This is a genomic window from Mesorhizobium sp. M2A.F.Ca.ET.042.01.1.1 (assembly GCF_003997405.1).
In the GTDB taxonomy this organism is placed as follows: domain Bacteria; phylum Pseudomonadota; class Alphaproteobacteria; order Rhizobiales; family Rhizobiaceae; genus Mesorhizobium.
In genome coordinates this window covers 52,265-71,160 of the sequence record NZ_RZRX01000003.1, presented here as the reverse complement: position 1 = coordinate 71,160, position 18,896 = coordinate 52,265, and the positions used below count along the sequence as shown (strand labels likewise).

Here is an 18,896-nt window from a genome sequence, read left to right as displayed (position 1 = left end):
AATGGCCAAGGGGAATCAGAAACGGGCGGGCGGCAGGCCGCGGGCGCAGAGCCTGCTGGAACGCTACCGGCCGATCGAAGGCGTCGTCGACGAGATGGTCGACGCGTCGGGCAGCCCGCGTCCGGCCTGGCGTTCCTTCATCGACGCACTCGACGGTTTGGGGGCGGAGCGGCTTGGGCAGCGTTTTGCCCGGGCCGACCAGTATCTGCGCGATGCAGGCGTCTATTACCGCGTCTATGACAAGGCAGGCGCCAATGAGCGGGAATGGCCGCTCGCCTATGTTCCGCTGCTGATCGACGAGCAGGAATGGGCTGAGATCAGCGCCGGACTGGTCCAGCGCGCGGACCTGTTCGAGGCGATCCTGGCCGACATATACGGGCCGAACCGGCTGATCGAGAAGGGCATCCTGCCGGCCGGGCTGATCGCCGCGAGCCCGGAATATCTGCGCCCCATCGCCGGCGTGAGGCCGGCCAGCGGCCATTTCCTGCACATGGTCGCCTTCGAGCTCGGCCGTGGCCCGGACGGCCGCTGGTGGGTGCTGGGCGACCGCACCCAGGCGCCGTCGGGCGCCGGTTTCGCGCTGGAGAACCGTGTCGCCACGACGCGGGCGCTGTCGGACATCTATGGCGAGATGCATGTGCATAGACTTGCCGGCTTCTTCCGCCGCTTCCGCGACGCGCTGAACGGCATGGCCAAGGATGCCAGCGGTCGTGTCGCCATCCTGACGCCGGGGCCGCTCAACGAAACCTATTACGAGCATGCCTATATCGCCCGCTATCTCGGCATCATGCTGCTCGAGGGCGAGGACCTGACCGTCTCCGGCGGTCGGCTGATGGTGCGCACCGTTTCCGGCCTGATGCCGATCGGCGTCTTGTGGCGGCGGCTCGATGCCGCTTTTGCCGACCCGCTGGAGCTCAAGCCGGACTCGCAGATCGGCACGCCGGGGCTTGTCGAGGCGATCCGGCGCGGCACGGTCTCAGCCGTCAATGCGCTGGGCTCGGGCCTGATGGAGACGCGGGCGCTGCTGTCCTTCCTGCCAAGGATCGCACGGGAACTGCAGGCCGACGACCTCAAGCTGCCGAACATCGCCACCTGGTGGTGCGGGCAGGAGAGCGAGCGCGCCCATGTGCTGGCCAATATCGACCGCATGGTGGTCGGTCCGGCGCTGTCTACCCGGCTCGCCTTCGAGGACGACGGCGCGACCCGGCTCGGATCATCCCTGTCGGCCGGCGAGCGGGCCGAGCTTGTCGCGCGGATCGAAGCGGATGGCGCCGGTTTCGTCGGCCAGGAAGCGGTGACGCTGTCGACCACGCCGGTGTTTGTCGGCGGTTTGCTGGAACCACGGCCCGCCAGCCTGCGCGTCTATCTGGCGCGCACGCCGGAAGGCTGGACGGTGATGCCCGGTGGCTTCGCCCGCGTCGGCTTCTCGCTCGACCCGACGGCGATCGCCATGCAGCGCGGCGGTCAGGCCGCGGATGTCTGGGTGGTCAGCGACAGGCCGGTCGAGCGCGAGACGCTGCTGCCGCAGGAACATGAGAGCTTCACCCGCAGCATGCCGGGCAGCCTCCCCAGCCGCGCGGCGGAGAACCTGACCTGGCTAGGACGCTATATCGAGCGCTCGGAAGACACGTTGCGCGTGCTGCGCGCCTATCACGTGCGGCTTGCCGAGACGTCCGATCCGGACATGCCGCTGCTGGCCGATATCAGGGACTATCTTGAGCCGTTCGGGATCGAGGTGGACCAAGCCATTCCGCTGGGATTGATCGGCACGTTGGACAGCGCGGTCTACAGCGCCGGCCAGATTCGTGACCGCTTCTCGCCCGATGGCTGGCTGGCGCTGAAGGACCTCTCGAAGACCGTTCACAAGTTCGCGGAGACGGTCGCGCCCGGAGATGATGCGACACGGGGGATGACTGTGCTTTTGCGCAAGCTCGCCGGCTTTTCCGGCCTGCTGCACGAGAACATGTACCGCTTCACCGGCTGGCGCTTCCTGGAGATCGGCCGCAGGCTGGAACGCGGCATCCAGATTGCCCGCACGCTCAGCCGGCTGACCGGGAAAGGAGCGCCGGAGGGCGCGCTCGACATGATGCTGGAGATCGGCGACAGCGTCATGACCCACCGCCGGCAATATCCGGTGCAGGCCGGGCGGCGCACGGTCATCGACCTGCTGGCGCTCGACCCGCTCAATCCGCGCTCGGTCCTGTTCCAGCTCGAGCGGCTGAAAACCGAGATCGGCATGCTGCCTTCGGTCGGCGGCGAGGGGCACATGTCGACTGCCGCCAAGGAAATCCTGCAGCTCAACACTGCAATCGCGGTGAGGGAACCATCGGACATGACGGCGGATGTGCTTGACGATCTCGCGACCGAGATCGGCAATCTCTATAACAGCCTCGCCAAGGCCTATTTTGGTTAGCATGCTGTACGATATCAGGCTTCACCTCAGCTACGACTATGACGCCGCGGCCGGTGGCAGCCGGCATCAGGTGCGGGTGCTGCCGCCGACGATTGCGGGCGTGCAGCGCGTCGTCGTCGCCTCGCTGTCTTTCGTGCCAAACCCATCTGAGCGCACGGATTTTTCCGATTTCTTCGGCAACAGCGTCACCGCGATCGCCTTTCGCGATGTCCACGACGGCCTCGACATCAAGATGAGCGCACGTGTGTCGGTGTCGCGTCCGGAGCCTGGTCTTGACGTCTCGCCGGATCTGCAGCAGCTCAAAGAGGAACTCGGCTCGGTCCGCTCCCTGTCGCCATCCGCGCCGCATCATTTCCTCGCCGCCAGCGATCATGTCGGCATCGATGCCGCGATCACGGCCTATGCGCGGGAAAGCCTGGCCGGCTCGACGGTGGCTACAGCGGCCGATCTGTGCAATCGCATCCATCGCGATTTCGCCTATGACGGCAAGGCGACCACGGTGCAGACGCGGGCGAGCGACGCCTTCGCGCTGAAGCGCGGCGTCTGCCAGGATTTTTCGCATATCATGATCGCCGGTTTGCGCGGGCTGGGCATCCCCGCCGGCTATGTCAGCGGCTTCCTGCGCACGATCCCGCCCAAGGGAAAGCCGAGGCTCGAGGGCGCCGATGCCATGCATGCCTGGGTCAAGGTATGGTGCGGCCGCGATGCCGGCTGGCAGGAATTCGACCCGACCAACGGCATGCGGGCGAGCAACGACCATATCACCGTCGGCTATGGCCGCGACTATTCCGATGTGGCGCCGATCGTCGGCGTGCTGAAGACGACGGGCGGCCAGGTCGGCGAGCAGGCGGTCGACGTCATTCCGGTTGCCATGGAAAAGGTGTGACGGCAATCCCGATCGCCCGATAGACGCTTCTCAACTGCGCCTGCCGTCGGTATCCTGGGTATGGGATTGACGGGGGGCGCGCCTGCGTGGGTGTGGTGTGCGGCGACAGGGTTTGGAAGAGGTCAGCATCATCATTGCGGCGCACAATGCCGCTCAGACAATTGCTCGGACGCTCGCTTCGCTGGTCTCGGAAAAGGAGATCATCGGTGAAGTGCTGGTGGTCGACGATTGTTCCTCCGACGCCACCGCTGCCGTCGCCACGGAGACGGCGTTGCGGTTTGCCTTGCCGATGCGCGTCATCAAATCGAGCTGCCGCGACGCCGGCGGCTCCAGGAATCTGGCTCTGGAGCAGGCCCGTTGTCCCTGGATCTATATGATCGACGCCGATGATCTTCATCTGGAAGGCGGTCTGCGCGCGTTGCTGGCCAAGGCCGGCGCACGATCAGGGATCGATATGGTGGTCGGCGCCTTCCGTCGGCGGCTCGACGGCGAGGAGCGGTCGACCAAGATGCCGGGCGTCTACACAGCCAGCGGGCTTGCCAATGCCTGCGCCTATCTCGATGGGCGGATACGGTCGATTGCAGTCGGCAGCGCGCTCGTGTCGCGGCGGGTCATTGGCGAAACGAGATTCCCGGTCGGGCTTGCCTATGACGAGGACACGCTGTTTTGGGCGCGCGTCATCGCCAAGGCATCGGTTGCCGTCGTGAGACAACCGATCTTCATCTATTTCGTGTCTGCGGAGCGCTCCGACGATCGTTTCACGGTCAGATCTGCCGGGCGCTTTCTGGAATGGCGCCTGGCGCTGCGCCGGCTCCGGTCCTGCGGCATCGCGGAGCGGTCGCTGAAGGTCAGGGAAGGCCTCATTGCCTTGAAGATCGCGCGCGTTCATTACGCGCGCGGCGATTTCGCCAAGGCGGCAAGATTCCTCAACGTGGCCGAGGCCGCGCCACGGGCGGGCGCGAACGTCTGGCGTTGCATGCGCTATCGATTGAAGGTCACTCTACGGCGCCGGTTCTCGGCGCCAGTCGCCCAACCGCAACGCGCCTGATGGCGTCGAGGCCGGGCCTCGCGACTATCTGGCAGCCGGCAATGGATCCTCAAGCCCATGCCAGCCGGCAATACCTCCCACCCATGTTGGTGATGGAAGGCTGTTGGATGGCGGACGTATCGGTCAGCCGGCAGGGCTGACGCCCTTCTGGAACAAGTCACCGGCGCGCGGCTTTATCTACGGGTCATTTCGCGGAGCCGGCATGTTACAGCATTTACAAGCGTCATCGGACCGTTTGGCGCGGGCCGAGGAAACCCGTAGGAACGGCAATCCCGGCTTGGCCGGGAGCACGTCGCTCAACTATGTAACCGATGCCGATCCCGGCATCCGCAGGTTGAGGAAAGGCGCGGGATTCTCCTATCTAGGACCCGATGGCAGAGCCGTCGACGAAACGACGCTTGCCCGCATCAAGGCGATCGTCATTCCGCCGGCCTGGACGGATGTGTGGATCTCGCCCGATCCGGACGGCCATATCCAGGCGACGGGCAGGGATCAGCGCGGTCGCAAGCAGTATCGTTACCATTCGCAATGGACCGAGGAACGCGACGGCGTCAAATATTCCAGCCTCGTCGCCTTCGCGGAAAGCCTGCCCGCCCTGAGGCGCCAGATCGATGCCGATCTGCGCCGGCGGGGACTGCCCCTGGAGCGGGTCGTCGCCTCGGTGGTCTGGCTGCTCGACAACACCATGATCCGCATCGGCAACGCGGCCTATGCGCGCGACAACAAGAGTTTCGGGCTGACCACGCTGCGCGACCGCCATGTCGAGATCAACGGCTCCAGCCTGCGCTTCGCCTTCAAGGGCAAGTCGGGCAAGGAATGGAAGCTGAAGCTGGTCGATCGCCGCATCGCCAAGGTCGTGCGCGGCGCGCAGGATCTGCCTGGGCAGAAGCTGTTCCAGTATCTGGGTGAGGATGGCGACCGGCGGCCGGTGCGCTCGGAGGACGTCAACCGGTACATCCGCGAGGCTTCCGGCGCCGAATTCAGCTCAAAGCATTTCCGCACCTGGGGCGGCACCATCCATGCCGCGTCGCTGTTTGCCGGGACCGAGCTGCCGGAAAGCAAGACGCAACAAAACCGGGTGATCAACAGCGTCGTCGACAAGGTCGCCGAGCGATTGGGCAATACTCGTGCCGTCTGCCGCAAATGCTACATCCATCCGCTGGTGTTCGAGGCATGGACCGAGGGACGCCTGCTTGACGAGATGGCCGAGGCCAACAAGCGCAAACGCCTGATACAAGGCCTCGACGAGGAAGAAACGCTGGTGCTCAGATGGCTGCAGGCGCATGGCGCCTGACGGTCAGGCGCGAGGGACAGCCAAGTCCGTGATTGCCCGCCGAATTTTTTTATCGACCTTGTGTCGGGAAGGGTCCTAGTGTCGCGTCCTTTGATACGGAAAGGACCTGCCATGCTATACGCCATCCTCTGCTACGCCTCCGAAGACGTCGTCTGCTCCTGGAGCAAGGAACAGGACGACGAGGTCATGGCGAAGATCCTCGACGTGCAGGACAAATACGCCAAGGCCGGCCGGCTCGGGCCCGTGGCGCGCCTTTTGCCGACGACAGCCGCGACGACGCTCAGAAAGGTCAAAGGCGAGGCGGTCGTGCTTGATGGCCCGTTTGCAGAGACCAAGGAACAGTTCCTCGGCTTCTACACGCTCGAATGCCGCGACCTCGACGAGGCGGTCGAATTCGCCCGCGAGCTTTCCGAAGTCAATCCGAGCGGCGGCTCCTACGAGATCCGGCCGGTTTCGGTCTTCAATCCGACAAAGGTCGCGGTATGACGGACCTTGCCTGGATAAGCACGGCGATCAGCAACGCCCGTCCGCAGGCGATGGGCGCGCTGCTGCGCTACTTCCGCGATCTCGACGCCGCGGAAGAGGCTTTCCAGGACGCGTGCCTGAGGGCGCTGAAGAACTGGCCGAAGAACGGGCCGCCGCGCGATCCGGCCGCCTGGCTGATCTTCGTCGGCCGCAACAGCGGCATCGACGCGGTGCGCAAGCGCGCCAAGCAGGCGCCGATGCCGGAAGAGGACCAGATCTCCGATCTGGAGGATGCCGAGGGCGACATGGCCGAGCGGCTGGACGGCGCGCATTACCGCGACGACATCCTGCGGCTCCTGTTCATCTGCTGCCATCCGGATCTGCCGGCGACGCAGCAGATCGCGGTGGCGCTGCGCATCGTCTCCGGCCTCACTGTCAAGCAGATCGCGCGCGCCTTCCTGGTCGGCGAGAGCGCCATGGAACAGCGCATCACCCGCGCCAAGGCGCGCATCGCGGACGCCGGCGTGCCGTTCGAGACGCCGGGCGCCGTCGAACGCTCGGAACGGCTCGCCGCAGTCGCGGCGATGGTCTATCTGATCTTCAACGAAGGCTATTCGAGCAATGGCGGCGAGGCGCCGGCCCGCGCGCCGCTCTGCGAAGAGGCGATCCGGCTTGCGCGCCTGCTGCTCAGGCTGTTCCAGGCCGAACCGGAGATCATGGGGCTGACCGCGCTGCTTTTGCTGCAGCACGCAAGGGCGCCGGCACGGTTCGATGAGCGTGGCGAGATCGTCCTGCTCGAGGATCAGGACCGCTCGCTGTGGAGCCGCAAGATGATCGACGAGGGCCTGGCACTGGTCGACAAGGCGCTGCGCCATCGCAAGCCCGGCCCCTACCAAGTGCAGGCGGCGATCGCGGCGCTGCATGCGCGGGCGGCGACGGCCGAGGATACCGACTGGACCGAGATCGACCTGCTCTATGGCCTGCTGGAGCAGATGCAGCCTTCGCCGGTGGTGACGCTGAACCGCGCCGTCGCGGTCAGCAAGGTACGCGGCCCGGAAGCCGCGCTTGCCATGATCGAGCCGCTGGAAGAGCGGTTGTCGGGCTATTTCCACTTCTTCGGGCTGCGGGGCGGGCTGCTGATGCAGCTTGGCCGCAACGAAGAGGCGCGCATCGCCTTCGATCGCGCCATCGCCTTGGCCAACACCGCAGCCGAGGCTGCGCATATCCGCATGCATATCGATCGGCTGATCAAGGAAAGCAGCGAAAAGTCATCGATCCAGAAGGCGCGCTGATCCGGCTTCACCCTCTGGCCCAATTTCGCAGCCGGGCCTTGGACCATGCCGGGGTGGCGGTTTTTCCCCGAAACGAGTAATGCCACGCCATCAAAGCGCCCAGGCGTCTCCTATCGGAACGTCAAGGACATGGCGCATGGCTCCATTCCCACCCTTCGAGGTGGAACCTGAAAGGGACAAAAATGACGTTAGCGAAGGAAACGGCTTCACTTCTTGAGAAACTCGGCGTCGCCAAAGAGGCGCTTTCGGGCGGCGACCTCATCGTGCACAGCCCGGTGACGGGCGAGCAGATCGCGGCGCTGAAGCAGATTTCGGCGGCGGACGCCGGCAAGGCCATCGACGCCGCGCACAAGGCTTTCCAGGCCTGGCGGCTGGTGCCGGGCCCGAAGCGCGGCGAACTGGTGCGGCTGCTGGGCGAAGAACTGCGCGCGCACAAGGACGAGCTCGGCCGGTTGGTGTCGATCGAAGTCGGCAAGATCCCGTCCGAGGGTCTCGGCGAAGTCCAGGAGATGATCGACATCTGCGATTTCGCCGTCGGCCTTTCGCGGCAATTGTACGGCCTCACCATCGCCACCGAACGCCCCGGACACCGCATGATGGAGACCTGGCATCCGCTCGGCGTCGTCGGCGTGATCTCGGCCTTCAACTTCCCGGTCGCGGTGTGGTCGTGGAATGCAGCGCTCGCCTTCGTCTGCGGCGACGCGGTGGTATGGAAGCCGTCGGAAAAGACGCCGCTGACCGCGCTTGCCTGCGAGGCGATCTTCAAGCGCGCCGCACGGCGCTTCGGCGCCGATGCGCCGGCGGGTTTGCTGCAGGTGCTGATCGGTGACCGCGTCGCCGGCGAGGTGCTGGTCGACCACCCGAAGGTGCCGCTGGTCTCGGCCACCGGCTCGACCCGCATGGGCCGCGAGGTCGGTCCTCGGCTCGCCAAGCGCTTTGCCCGCGCGGTGCTGGAGTTGGGCGGCAACAATGCCGGCATCGTGACGCCCACCGCCGATCTCGACATGGCGCTGCGCGCGATCGCCTTCGGCGCCATGGGCACCGCCGGGCAGCGCTGCACGACGCTGAGGCGCCTCTTCGTGCATGACAGCGTCTATGACGCTTTGCTGCCGCGGCTGAAGAAGGCCTATCAGAGCGTCTCGGTCGGCAATCCGCTGGAAGGCAAGGCGCTGGTCGGTCCGCTGATCGACAAAGCGGCCTTCGACAACATGCAGAAGGCGCTGAAGGAGGCCGAGGCGCATGGCGGCAAGGTGACGGGCGGCGCGCGCGTCGAAAACGGTCATCCGGACGCCTATTACGTGCATCCGGCGCTGGTCGAGATGCCCAGCCAAGTCTCGCCGGTGACGGAAGAGACCTTCGCCCCGATCCTCTATGTGATGAAATATTCCGATTTCGACGAAGCGCTCGAATTGCACAATGCCGTGGGCGCCGGCCTGTCGTCGTCGATCTTCACCCGCGACCTGCAGGAATCGGAGCGCTTCCTCGGTGTCGACGGATCGGACTGCGGCATCGCCAACGTCAATATCGGCACCTCGGGCGCCGAGATCGGCGGGGCATTCGGCGGCGAGAAGGAGACCGGCGGCGGCCGTGAGAGCGGCTCGGACGCCTGGAAGGCCTATATGCGTCGCGCCACCAACACGGTGAATTTTTCCAAGGCGCTGCCGCTCGCGCAGGGCGTCTCGTTCGACATTGATTGACGAAAGGCGCAGGCGCCGCGAACCGCGGCGCCTAATACCGTTCGTCAGAAAGCCTTGCCAGTTGCCGGATCGAACAGGCGAAGCGCGTCCGCGTCGAAGACAAACGCGCAAGGCTGGCCCTTGATGACGCGGGCCTGCGGCGGCAAGGTCGCCGTTAGCCGTTGGGTTCCAGCCCGGGCGGTGGTGACCTGCTCTGGGCCGGTCAGTTCGACGACGTCGATCTCGACCGGCAGCGACGAGTCGGCGCCGCTGCCCAGCCCGAGGCGGAGCGCTTCAGGCCTGATCCCGACCACAACCGAAGCACCGTTGCGGGGGGCTGCGTTGGCGTAGCGTTCCGGCAGCGCCAGCCGCGTATCCGTGCCGATGATGGCGAGCTTGCCGTCCTCGACTGTCGCTTCCAGCATGTTCATCGAAGGCGCGCCGACGAAGCCAGCGACATAGAGCGTCGCCGGCTGGTTGTAGATCTCCTGCGGCGTGCCCAGTTGTTCGATACGGCCGTCGCGCATGACGGCGATCCGCGTCGCCAGCGTCATCGCCTCGATCTGGTCATGGGTGACGTAGACGACGGTCGTCTTGAGCATCTCATGCAGGCGCTTCAGCTCGGTGCGCATTTCCAGGCGCAGCTTGGCGTCCAGATTGGAGAGCGGCTCGTCGAACAGGAAGACCTGCGGCTTGCGCACCAGCGCCCTGCCGATGGCGACGCGCTGGCGCTGGCCGCCGGACAACTGGCCGGGCTTGCGGTCGAGCAGGGTCTCGATCTGCAGGAGCTTCGCGGTCTCGCGCACCGCCTTGTCGCGCTCGGTGGCGGGAACCTTGCGCATCTCCAGGCCGAAGCCGATGTTGCGGCTCACCGTCAGGTTCGGATAAAGCGCGTAGGATTGGAACACCATGGCGATATCGCGGTTCTTCGGATGCACGCCGAGCACCGAACGGCCGCCGATCCGCACGTCGCCGCTGGTTGCCTCGGCAAGACCGGCGATGATGTTGAGCAAGGTGGATTTGCCGCAGCCCGAGGAGCCGAGCAGCACCAGGAACTCACCGTTCTCTAGCGCGATGTCGATGCCTTTCAGCGTCTCGACGCTGCCGTAATTCTTGCGGACATCGCGGATCTCAAGCGCGCTCATGGACGGCATCCTCGAATTGGATCGGCCCGCCATAGTCGCGGGGCAAGGTTGAGATGGCGCGCGAGGCCACGCGGATGGCGGCGGACAGGCACTTTTCAAGGGAGCGTCCCTGTGCCAGGGCGGCCAGGAAGGCGGCGTTGAAGACGTCGCCGGCGCCGATCGTGTCGACGACAGCGACGCGCGGTGCCGGCACTTCGATGAGGTTGCCGTCGGCGCCGATGGCGATCGCGCCGTCCGGTCCGCGTTTGACCACGACGATCGCCCCGTCCTTCATGCCCTGGCGGATCTTGCGCGCGGCCGCTACGGGACTTGCGAGGCCGGCCAATGTCGTCGTCTCGACCTCGTTGAACAGCGCCAGTTCGCAGCGCGACAGCCAGCCGCGCGCCGCCGCGCAGTTCGCTTCAGTCCAGCCGTCGATCGGCCATCCCGTGTCGAGCGCGACGGCGATGCGGTTCGCTTCGGCCCAGCCGAAGAGCGCGCCATAGTCGCGCGTAAGATCGTCGGTGAGAAAGGAACCGCTGAGCAGCGCATAGCCGCCGGCGAGGCGGTTGCCGTCGAGCACCGAAAGCACATCGTCCAGGCTGAAACGGGGCAGGTGGCCGCGCGTGGTGAAGAAGGTGCGCTCGCCATCGGGATGGGTCATGCCGACCGACAATGTGGTGCCTTCGGGACGAACCGGCCATTTCTGCGCGCGGTGCCCGAACGCCTCGCGCAGCCAGCGGCCGAACTGGTCGTCGCCAACATTGGCGGCGATCTCAAAGTCGATGCCCAGCGCCTGCCAGGCAAGCGCGGTGTTGCCGGCCTGGCCGCCGACGCGCAAATCGTCATGATCGACGACGGTCTCGGTGCCGGCCTTCGGCCACGGCACGACCGGGCCGACGATCAGGTCGACATTGACGTTGCCGATCACCGCGAGCGGCCGCATCATTCGCTCCTGGTGATCTTGGTGGTGCGCACAGGCGTCCCGGCATTCTCGACGCGGGTATCGGCGAAGGCGATCATCAGGCGCTGCGCAACCGGCAGCATGGCAAAGATCGCCGCCAGTCCGAAGGCGGGTTTGAAGGCGAGGGTCACGGCGCCTGCGACCGGCGGCTTGCCCGAAGCGTCGAACACGATCAGCGGCGCGCCGGTCTCGACGACGGACAGGGCCATCGCGGTGACGAGGTCGGCGGTCGGATCGTTGCCACGGAAAAGGACGACGCCGATCTTCGGCCCGAGCATTTCCATCGGCCCGTGGCGAAGCTGGCCGCCCTCGAGGGAAAAGCAGGGCAGGCGTGACAGTTCGGTGAAGCCGAGCGCAAGCGCTTCAGCCACGCCTTGCAGCTTGCGCCCGGAGGTGACGATGGTCGCGACCTTGCTCAGCGCCGCCAAGGCTGCATCGATCTCGACCGTTTCAGGCGCCTTGAGCGCCGCGAGCGCGGCGGCGGGGTCTTCGCCAAGCGCCGCGAGGATCGCCAGATGCAGCGCGAAGGTCACGGTCAGGCTGCGGGTCGCGGCAAAGGCAAGCTCGGTGCCGCCGGCGCCGACGAGGCAAGGGACCGTACGGCCAAGGAACGAGCCGGCTTCCAGCGTCAGCCCGAAGGTGTCAGCCTGCGGAACCGCTTCGGCAAACCAGCGCAGCACCTCGGCGCTTTCGCCGGACTGCGAGGTCACGATCACCGTCTTGCCGGCAAGCGGCAGCGGCTGTCCAAGATGCTCCGACAGCGGCAGCGCGATGGCATCGATGCCATGCGCGCGATAGAGCGGCTCGACGGCGCGGGCGACGGCATGCGAGGCGCCCATGCCGAGCAGGACGAGCCTGCCGGTCTTGCTGATGGAGGCGGCGACCTTGGCGGCTGCCTCCCGATTGCTCTCGAACGAGGCGAGCGCATCCTCATGCTGGCGCGCCATTTCGCGGTCGATCGCAAGCAGGCCGGATGGACGTGGTTTTTGAGCAGTCATCATTATCCTTTCACGCCGCCGCTGGTGAGGCCCGAGATCAGCGCGCGCTGCATGACGAGGCCGATCAGCACGGGCGGCAAGGCCGCAAGCACGCCGGCGGTGGCGATCAGTCCGTAATCGGAGACGCGGCCGCCGGCGAGATCGGCGATGGCGACCGTCAGCGTCTTTGCCCGCTGGTCCGAGGTGAAGAGCAGGGCGTAAAAGAATTCGTCCCAGGCGAGCAGCACGGCAAACAGCGCCGATGTCGCGACCACGGGCGCCGCCAGCGGCAAGGTGATGATGCGCCAGGTCTGGAACAGCCCCGCTCCGTCGATCATCGCCGCGGCCTCGATCTCGCGCGGGATGGAATCGAAACCCGATTTCATCAGCCAGGTGGTGAAGGGCGCCAGGATGGTCAGATAGATCAGCGCCAGGCCGAAGACGTTGTTGAGCAGGCCGAGCCAGGACAGGCCCATGTAAAGCGGCACGGAGAGCGCCACCGGCGGCAGCATATAGGTGGCGATCACCATCGACAGCGACCAGCCGACCGAAGGCGTGCGCGAGACGGCCCAGCCGGCCGGCACGGCAAGGACGATCGCAGCGAGGGTCGCCATGCCGGCGACTTCCAGGCTGTTGCGCAACGACGACGTGAAGGCCGCGCCGGCGCTGTTTTCGGCCGTCGACAGGAGTTGCGTGTAGCGCGAGAAGTCGGCCGCCTGCGGCCACCAGCGCAGCGGCTTGGCGGCTAGGTCGGCCGCCGGCGATATGCTCATGACGAAGAGCCAGGCGAGCGGCGCCAGGATGACGACGGCGAGCAGGATGGCGCAGGCATAGACGAAGGCGGTGAAGACGGGGTTCTTGCGTTCCATCAGGTAGCGCTCCCCGCGGTCTTTCTCACTAGCGTCGCATAGGCAACGGCGAGAACGGTGACGAGCAAGGTGACGATCAGCGCCAGCGATGCGCCGGAGCCGGCGCGCTGGAAAGAGAAGGCCTCCTGGTAGACGAGGATCGACAGCGAGCGCGTGCTGTTGGCCGGGCCGCCGCGGGTCATCACCCAGATGATGTCGAAGACCTTGAAGGCCTCGATGGTGCGCAGCACCAGCGCCACCATCAGCGGGCCGGCGAGATAGGGCAGGATGACGAAGCGGAAGCGGTTGAACGGTCCGGCGCCGTCGACAAGCGCGGCGGCGGTGATGTCGCGCGGCACGGCCTGCAGGGCGGCGAGCGCAATCAGCGCAACAAGCGGAAAATTCTTCCAGCAGTCGGCGACGATCAGCGCCGCAAGCGCCGTGCCCGGTTCGCCCAGCCAGGAGCGATAATCGTCGATCAGGTGGAGCTGCGTCAGCGCCGCGTTCAGCGCACCATATTCCGGATTGTAGATCAGCCGCCAGAGCGTGGCGTTGACGACGGTGGGCAGCGCCCAGGGCAGGATCATCAGCCCGCGCAGCACGGCGCGGCCACGGAATTCCTGGTTGAGCAGAAGGGCCGCCAGCACGCCGAGCACCATTTCGGCGGCGACCGAGACGACCGCGAACCAGGTGGTGGTCGAGAGCGTGCGGGTGAAGTTCGAGCTCGTCAGCATCTTGGTGTAGTTGTCGAAGCCGACGTAATTGCCCGCGGTGCCGACCAACTGTGCGTCGGTGAAGGAAAGCCTGACCGTATCGACCAATGGCCAGCCAATGACGGCGACCATGATCACCAGCAGCGGCAGCATCAACAGCCACGCGCGAGTCGTCATCCAGGTGCCTGACATCAGAGGCGCCTCTTTCCCTTCATCCGGTCAGAGCGATTCACCGTTTCACGGAAACGGCGAACCGCTCTATCTCTTTGTTTTAACGCAATTCCGGACGGAAAACCGCTTCACACTTTTCCTGGAATTGCTCTCGAAAATAGCACGGGCGGCGCTCGTGGATGAGGCCGCCCGCGTCGTGGAATGCCAGATCAGAGGCCGCTGTTTTCGGCGGCGGTCTTGAGCGCGTCTTCCGGCGTCGTCTGGCCAAGCAGCGATTCCTGGATCGCCTGCTGCAGGGCCGTCGACAGCTGCTGGTATTTCGGCGTGGTCGGGCGCGGATACATGGCGGCGAGACCGAGCTTGGCGGCGGCGATCAGCTCTTCCTGGCCCTTGGTGACGGCCGGGTCGTCATAGGACGAAGCCCAGATCGGCAGCGAGAGCTTGGCATACTGGTTCTGCGTCGCTTGCGAGGTCATGAACTCGATGTATTTCCAGGCTTCGTCCGGGTGCTTCGACACCGCCGTGATGCCAAGACCCATCGAGCCGTTGACGGCCGAGACCTCGCTGGTGCCGGCGACGCCGGGCGCCGGCACGACGCCGACCTTGCCGGCGACCTTGGAGTCCTTCGGATCGTTGGCCATGTTGTACATGTAGGTCCAGTTCAGCGCGAAGGCCGCATCGCCGTTCTCGAACACCTTGCGGACGTCCTCTTCCAGGAATTCCTTGGAGTTCGGATTGGTGAGGCCCGATTTGTAGCTGTCGACCATGTATTTCAGCGCGGATAAGCCACCGCCATTCTGGAAGTCGGGCTTGCCGTCCTTGAGGAAGTCGCCGCCATAGGCGCTGACCAGCGTCGTGTAATCGCAGACAGCGGCTTCGGCCTGTGACCAGCTCCAGGCGATCGGCGTCTTCAGCAGCCCCTTGTCCTGGATGATCTTGGCCTGCTGGCCGAGTTCTTCCCAGGTCTTCGGCGGTGCCTTGATGCCGGCCTTTTCCAGGATTTCCTTGTTGTAGAACAGGTATTTGGTGTCGAGGATCCACGGCATGCCATAGTATTTGCCGTCATATTGCACGGTGGTCCAGGCACCGGGCAGCACGCCCTTCTTCATGTCGTCGGTGATCTTCGAGGATACGTCGACCAGCACCTTGTTGGTCGCGTATTCGGCCGGCCAGATCACGTCGAACAGCACCACGTCGTAGCCGCCGCCCGAGCCTTGGGCGAGCACGGTCTTGTCGTGCAGGCCTTCATAGGGGACGAATTCGAGGTTCACCTTGATGTCGGGATTGGCCTTGGTGAAGGCCTCCGTCATCGAGCGCACGTCGGCCTCGCTATAGGCGGCCTGCGCCATGAAGAGGGCGTTCAAGGTGGTTTCGGCGAAGGCGTGGGGGACGAACAGCCCACCGACGAACACCGCGCCCAGAAGTGTCTTACCGATCGATTTCAGCATTTGTCTTTCTCCCATTTCGACAGCTGCAAGTGGGCGGCGAAGCTTATGCCGCCGCTTTCTCGAATTGCATCGCGTGTGACCGGATCTGTCCTGAACGGCGCGCGGCGGGAGCTTGAGGCTTTGCCGTCTTCTTGTGGAGCCGCCCGGGTTTCACCTATTAAGTCAATTCGCTTGACTTAATTAGTCGATCAATCCTTTAATCGAGTCAAGAGGGGAAAAGACGGTGCACGATATCAGCCCGATCCGCGCCAAGAGCGGCACCAACCAGGAAGGCACCAGCGCGCACAACCGCCGCGTCATGATCGAGGCGCTGCGGCTCAACGGCGCGCTGTCGCGTGCCGACCTGGCGCGGGCGACGCAGCTTACCAAGCAGGCGGTTTCCAACATCGTCGAGGATCTCGAGCGCGATGGGCTGGTTGTCGCGCTGGACGCAGTGCGCAAGGGTAGGGGGCAGCCCTTCACACCCTACCGGCTGGTGCCCGAGGGCGCCTTCGCCATCGGGCTGCAGATCGACCGGTATTTGACGCGCGTGGTGGTGGTCGACCTCGTCGGCAAGGTCATCGCGCGCGCCGAGGCAGGTCTGCCGCTCGACGAGCCATCAGCCGGCGTCAAGACCATCCTCGGCCTGGTCGACCGCGTCAGGCGCGAGCTGGCTTCCTTGTTCGCCCAGTCCGAGCGGCGGCTGGTCGGCCTTGGCGTCGCCATGCCGGGGCCGTTCGGCCTAAGGGAATCCGACGACACATGGATGATGCCTGCCTGGCAGCAATTCCCGCTGCTCGAGACGCTTGCCGCCGGCACCGGACTGGATGTCGGGCTGCAGAATGACGCGGCGGCCTGTGCAACGGCGGAGCGCATCGTCGGCGCCGCGCATGGCGTCGATCACGCGGTCTGCCTGTATGTCGGCTACGGCATTGCCGCCGGGCTGATCCTCAATGGCGAGCTCTACAATGGCGGCAACGGCAATGCCGGCGAGATCGGCAGGGCGCTGCTGTCGCCGGGCGGTCCAGGCTCGACGCCGTTGGAGCACCGCGCCTCGCTCGCCTCGCTCTACCAGCATCTCGGCCTCGATCCCGCCGAGAGGGGGCTTTACGAGAAGCTCGGCGCGCTGGCGCTCGCGCAGGACGCAAGGGTCATGAGCTGGGTCGAAAGAGCCGCGTCCGACCTGCGCTGGAGCGTGCATCTGATCGAAACGATCTTCGATCCGCAAACCGTCATCCTCACCAGCACCGCGCCCGAGGCGCTGGCCCGGCTTCTGCACCAGGCCATGCATCCGCTTCTGCCGTCGATCGCGGATCGGCCCGCCCGCCGCCTGCCGCGGCTGCAACTGGGCACCACCGATCCCTGGGCGATCGCGGTGGGCGCCGCCGCCGAACCGATCAGCAGGGCCTTCGACCCGCGTTTTTCCGCTATCCTGAAGGCCGGATAGAACGCTGACGATTAGCCGGTCGGCTGCTCCATACAGGCGGCGAAAGCCGCGTCGATGATGGCGAGCTTGACCGCCTGCGCGGTGAGGTACTCGCTGTAGAATTCGTTCGAAATCCACATGACGGAATGGCCGCGCCGCCCAAGCCAGCCGACGCTGCCGAGCGCCTCGGCGTCGCGCAGCTTGCGCGCAAGGTGGGTACGCGACAGCTTCAGCCAACTGGAGAAGTCGCCAATCGACAGCACGCCGGTCGGGATGCGCTCCTGGCCGGCATTCTGCGGGCCGACGCCGGCGATCAGCCAGTCCATGACGACGCCGCCATTGTTGAGCCACGTGAACAGCGAAAAAGTCTGTTGCGGCTCCCGCACAGGTACCGAGGAGATCAGCCCATCCGCGATCAGCGGCTGCAATCGCGCCAACATTTGCGGCCGTGCCTGGAACGTTTCCAGCCGGCTCCCGCCGTCAAGAGCATCAAGCGTGCTCAGATGCATATGAATCCAGCCGATCAACGGCTCCAGGGTTATGGCGGGCAGGTGCAAGGGGCGAATGCGGCCGTCGTCGGCCATTGGACCGACTTCGATGAAATTATAGTGCTGCATTTCCTTGATGAAGGCATGGGCAGTGTTTCGGCTTGCAACTGCATGTTGAACGGTGACGTCGACAAAACGCGCCGCCGTCAGTTCCTTCCGGTAGTCGCTGGGATCCCTGCGGAAATGCAGGGCAAGACCGATATGCGCCATCAGCCAGCGCTGCTGGGTGGCAAAGACCGAGGACGCGCGCGGGTTTCCCTCATAGGCCTGCTGCATCGCCCGGGCCTGTGCCTGAACGCAGGCATTCAGCGCCGGATGACCGGCAATGTCTTCGAAGTTCAGCGCCATCCCCCCAGACTCCGCCAAATATCGCAATATGCGGATGCGGATAGCAGTTTTGGCCGGCACCTGCCAGCGCAACCAGCGGTATTTGTCGGCTGGGTCCGAGAAGCGGTCGTTGCGCCGGTCAGCTCTCGTACCCCTGGGACAAACTGTCGTCGAAAGCCAGGTCGACGACGGCGAGCTTGGACGTCTGCATGACCATGTATTCGTCGAAGAACTGGCGTGAAACCCACATGACGGAATGACCACGCTGGCCGACCCAGCCGATGCTGCCAAGCGCCTCGGCATCGTTGAGTTTCCGCGCCAGGTGGGTGCGTGACAGCTTCAGCCAGTGCGCGAACTCGCTGACCGAGATGACGCTGGTCGGTATCCTGTCGAGATGAGCGTCCTCCGGATCGATACCGGACATCAGCCAGTCCATGACGATGCCGCCATTGTTCAGCCAGATAAACAAGGAGAAAGTCCGCCCAGGCTCGCGCACGCCCTGGCTGGCCAGCAATCCATCGGCGATGAGCGGCTGCAGCCTGGACAGCATCCCGGGTCGATCGAGGAAAGTTGTCAGCCGGTTTCCGCCATCTATGCGGTCGAGCGTCCTCAGATGTGCGTGGATCCAGCCGGTGAAGGTTTCGATGGTGCCTTCGGTGACCCGCATGGGGTGGGCGCGGCCGTCACCGCTGGCCGAAATATACTCGGCGATGTTGTAGCGAAGCATCTCCTTGACAAAGGCCTCGGCCGTGTTGCGGCTGGCCAGCGAATAGCGGCGTACGACCTCGATGAACCGCGCCATCGTCATTTCGGTGCGGCGGTCATTGGGATCGCGCCGGAAATGCAAGGTCAGACCGGCGTGACCGAGCAGCCAGCGCTGCTGGGTGGCGAACACGGCAGCCAGCCGCGGGCTTGTTTCGTATATGTGGATGAGCGCGCGCGCCTGCTCCTGGATACAGCGAAGCGCTGCCGGATGACGGGCGATCTCTGCGGCGCTCAGCGGCATTTCCTGCGGCACTCCAGGCGATTTTCGAAGAACGGCAAATGAAGATTCCCAGTGTTCGCCGGTTGTGTCCAGTTGCCTATTGGAACAACGAAAGGTCAAGTAGCGCGTTTGTTGCTAACTCGTTGCATCGGTTCGGGAAACCCGTCCCAATGATGGTCCGGCCCGCAGCCCTGCGTTGCATAGGCGGCGTTCTGCCGAGCCATGGGAATGATGTCCACCATCTGTCTCCCGGCCTCGGCTGAGCAGGGCGCCGGCAGGCGATCGGCGCCGGCCGGTAATCCAAGGTGAACT

16 protein-coding genes are annotated in these 18,896 nt (G+C 65.2%); 8 read left to right on the top strand and 8 right to left on the bottom strand.

What is annotated here, in order from left to right:
- The first annotated feature begins 1 nt into the window (after position 1).
- From EOA23_RS01105 to EOA23_RS01075, 7 genes are all read left to right on the top strand, one after another.
- On the top strand, positions 2 to 2,413 hold the full coding sequence (locus EOA23_RS01105; RefSeq protein WP_127302617.1) for a circularly permuted type 2 ATP-grasp protein: 2,412 nt from the start codon (positions 2 to 4) through the stop codon (positions 2,411 to 2,413).
- Between the two features lies 1 nt (position 2,414).
- Complete coding sequence (locus EOA23_RS01100; protein ID WP_126059650.1) at positions 2,415 to 3,299, top strand: transglutaminase family protein; 885 nt, start codon at positions 2,415 to 2,417, stop codon at positions 3,297 to 3,299.
- A gap of 112 nt (positions 3,300 to 3,411) precedes the next feature.
- Positions 3,412 to 4,347, top strand: coding sequence for a glycosyltransferase family 2 protein (locus tag EOA23_RS01095; protein WP_127302616.1), 936 nt, complete (start codon positions 3,412 to 3,414; stop codon positions 4,345 to 4,347).
- A 202-nt stretch (positions 4,348 to 4,549) separates the two neighbouring features.
- Positions 4,550 to 5,641, top strand: a complete 1,092-nt coding sequence (locus EOA23_RS01090) for a DNA topoisomerase IB (protein ID WP_127302615.1) — start codon at positions 4,550 to 4,552, stop codon at positions 5,639 to 5,641.
- A 111-nt stretch (positions 5,642 to 5,752) separates the two neighbouring features.
- Positions 5,753 to 6,127, top strand: coding sequence for a YciI family protein (locus EOA23_RS01085; RefSeq protein ID WP_042640414.1), 375 nt, complete (start codon positions 5,753 to 5,755; stop codon positions 6,125 to 6,127).
- Positions 6,124 to 7,398: an RNA polymerase sigma factor gene (locus tag EOA23_RS01080; protein WP_127302614.1), complete on the top strand. Its 1,275-nt coding sequence runs from the start codon at positions 6,124 to 6,126 to the stop codon at positions 7,396 to 7,398. The genes EOA23_RS01085 and EOA23_RS01080 overlap by 4 nt, the downstream gene beginning before the upstream one ends.
- Positions 7,399 to 7,580: 182 nt before the next feature.
- The gene (locus tag EOA23_RS01075; RefSeq protein WP_126059654.1) at positions 7,581 to 9,095 is read left to right on the top strand and encodes an aldehyde dehydrogenase family protein; all 1,515 of its coding nucleotides are present in this window, start codon (positions 7,581 to 7,583) and stop codon (positions 9,093 to 9,095) included.
- Between the two features lie 44 nt (positions 9,096 to 9,139).
- Here the strand turns inward: EOA23_RS01075 and ugpC are convergent, their stop codons facing one another.
- From ugpC to EOA23_RS01040, 6 genes are all read right to left on the bottom strand, one after another.
- Positions 9,140 to 10,219, bottom strand: a complete 1,080-nt coding sequence (gene ugpC / locus EOA23_RS01070; protein WP_127302613.1) for a sn-glycerol-3-phosphate ABC transporter ATP-binding protein UgpC — start codon at positions 10,217 to 10,219, stop codon at positions 9,140 to 9,142.
- The gene (locus EOA23_RS01065; protein ID WP_127302612.1) at positions 10,206 to 11,144 is read right to left on the bottom strand and encodes a PfkB family carbohydrate kinase; all 939 of its coding nucleotides are present in this window, start codon (positions 11,142 to 11,144) and stop codon (positions 10,206 to 10,208) included. The genes ugpC and EOA23_RS01065 overlap by 14 nt, the downstream gene beginning before the upstream one ends.
- The gene (locus EOA23_RS01060) at positions 11,144 to 12,160 is read right to left on the bottom strand and encodes an SIS domain-containing protein (protein WP_126064594.1); all 1,017 of its coding nucleotides are present in this window, start codon (positions 12,158 to 12,160) and stop codon (positions 11,144 to 11,146) included. The genes EOA23_RS01065 and EOA23_RS01060 overlap by 1 nt, the downstream gene beginning before the upstream one ends.
- Before the next feature lie 2 nt (positions 12,161 to 12,162).
- Positions 12,163 to 13,008, bottom strand: a complete 846-nt coding sequence (locus tag EOA23_RS01055) for a carbohydrate ABC transporter permease (protein WP_127302611.1) — start codon at positions 13,006 to 13,008, stop codon at positions 12,163 to 12,165.
- Positions 13,008 to 13,892: a sugar ABC transporter permease gene (locus EOA23_RS01050; RefSeq protein WP_126059657.1), complete on the bottom strand. Its 885-nt coding sequence runs from the start codon at positions 13,890 to 13,892 to the stop codon at positions 13,008 to 13,010. Before EOA23_RS01050 ends, EOA23_RS01055 begins: the two co-directional genes overlap by 1 nt.
- Positions 13,893 to 14,080: 188 nt before the next feature.
- Positions 14,081 to 15,319 (bottom strand): extracellular solute-binding protein, encoded by a 1,239-nt coding sequence (locus EOA23_RS01040; protein WP_126081558.1) that lies wholly within the window; start codon positions 15,317 to 15,319, stop codon positions 14,081 to 14,083.
- 223 nt (positions 15,320 to 15,542) lie between these two features.
- Between EOA23_RS01040 and EOA23_RS01035 the strand changes: the two genes are divergently transcribed.
- A complete protein-coding gene (locus EOA23_RS01035) occupies positions 15,543 to 16,745 on the top strand; it encodes an ROK family transcriptional regulator (protein WP_127302609.1) in 1,203 nt (400 codons plus the stop codon).
- An 11-nt stretch (positions 16,746 to 16,756) separates the two neighbouring features.
- Here the strand turns inward: EOA23_RS01035 and EOA23_RS01030 are convergent, their stop codons facing one another.
- Positions 16,757 to 17,620 carry a hypothetical protein gene (locus EOA23_RS01030; RefSeq protein ID WP_127302608.1) on the bottom strand — a complete coding sequence of 288 codons (864 nt, stop codon included), beginning with the start codon at positions 17,618 to 17,620 and terminating at the stop codon, positions 16,757 to 16,759.
- Positions 17,621 to 17,738: 118 nt separating this feature from the next.
- Positions 17,739 to 18,605 (bottom strand): hypothetical protein, encoded by an 867-nt coding sequence (locus EOA23_RS01025; protein ID WP_127302607.1) that lies wholly within the window; start codon positions 18,603 to 18,605, stop codon positions 17,739 to 17,741.
- Positions 18,606 to 18,896: the final 291 nt, after the last annotated feature.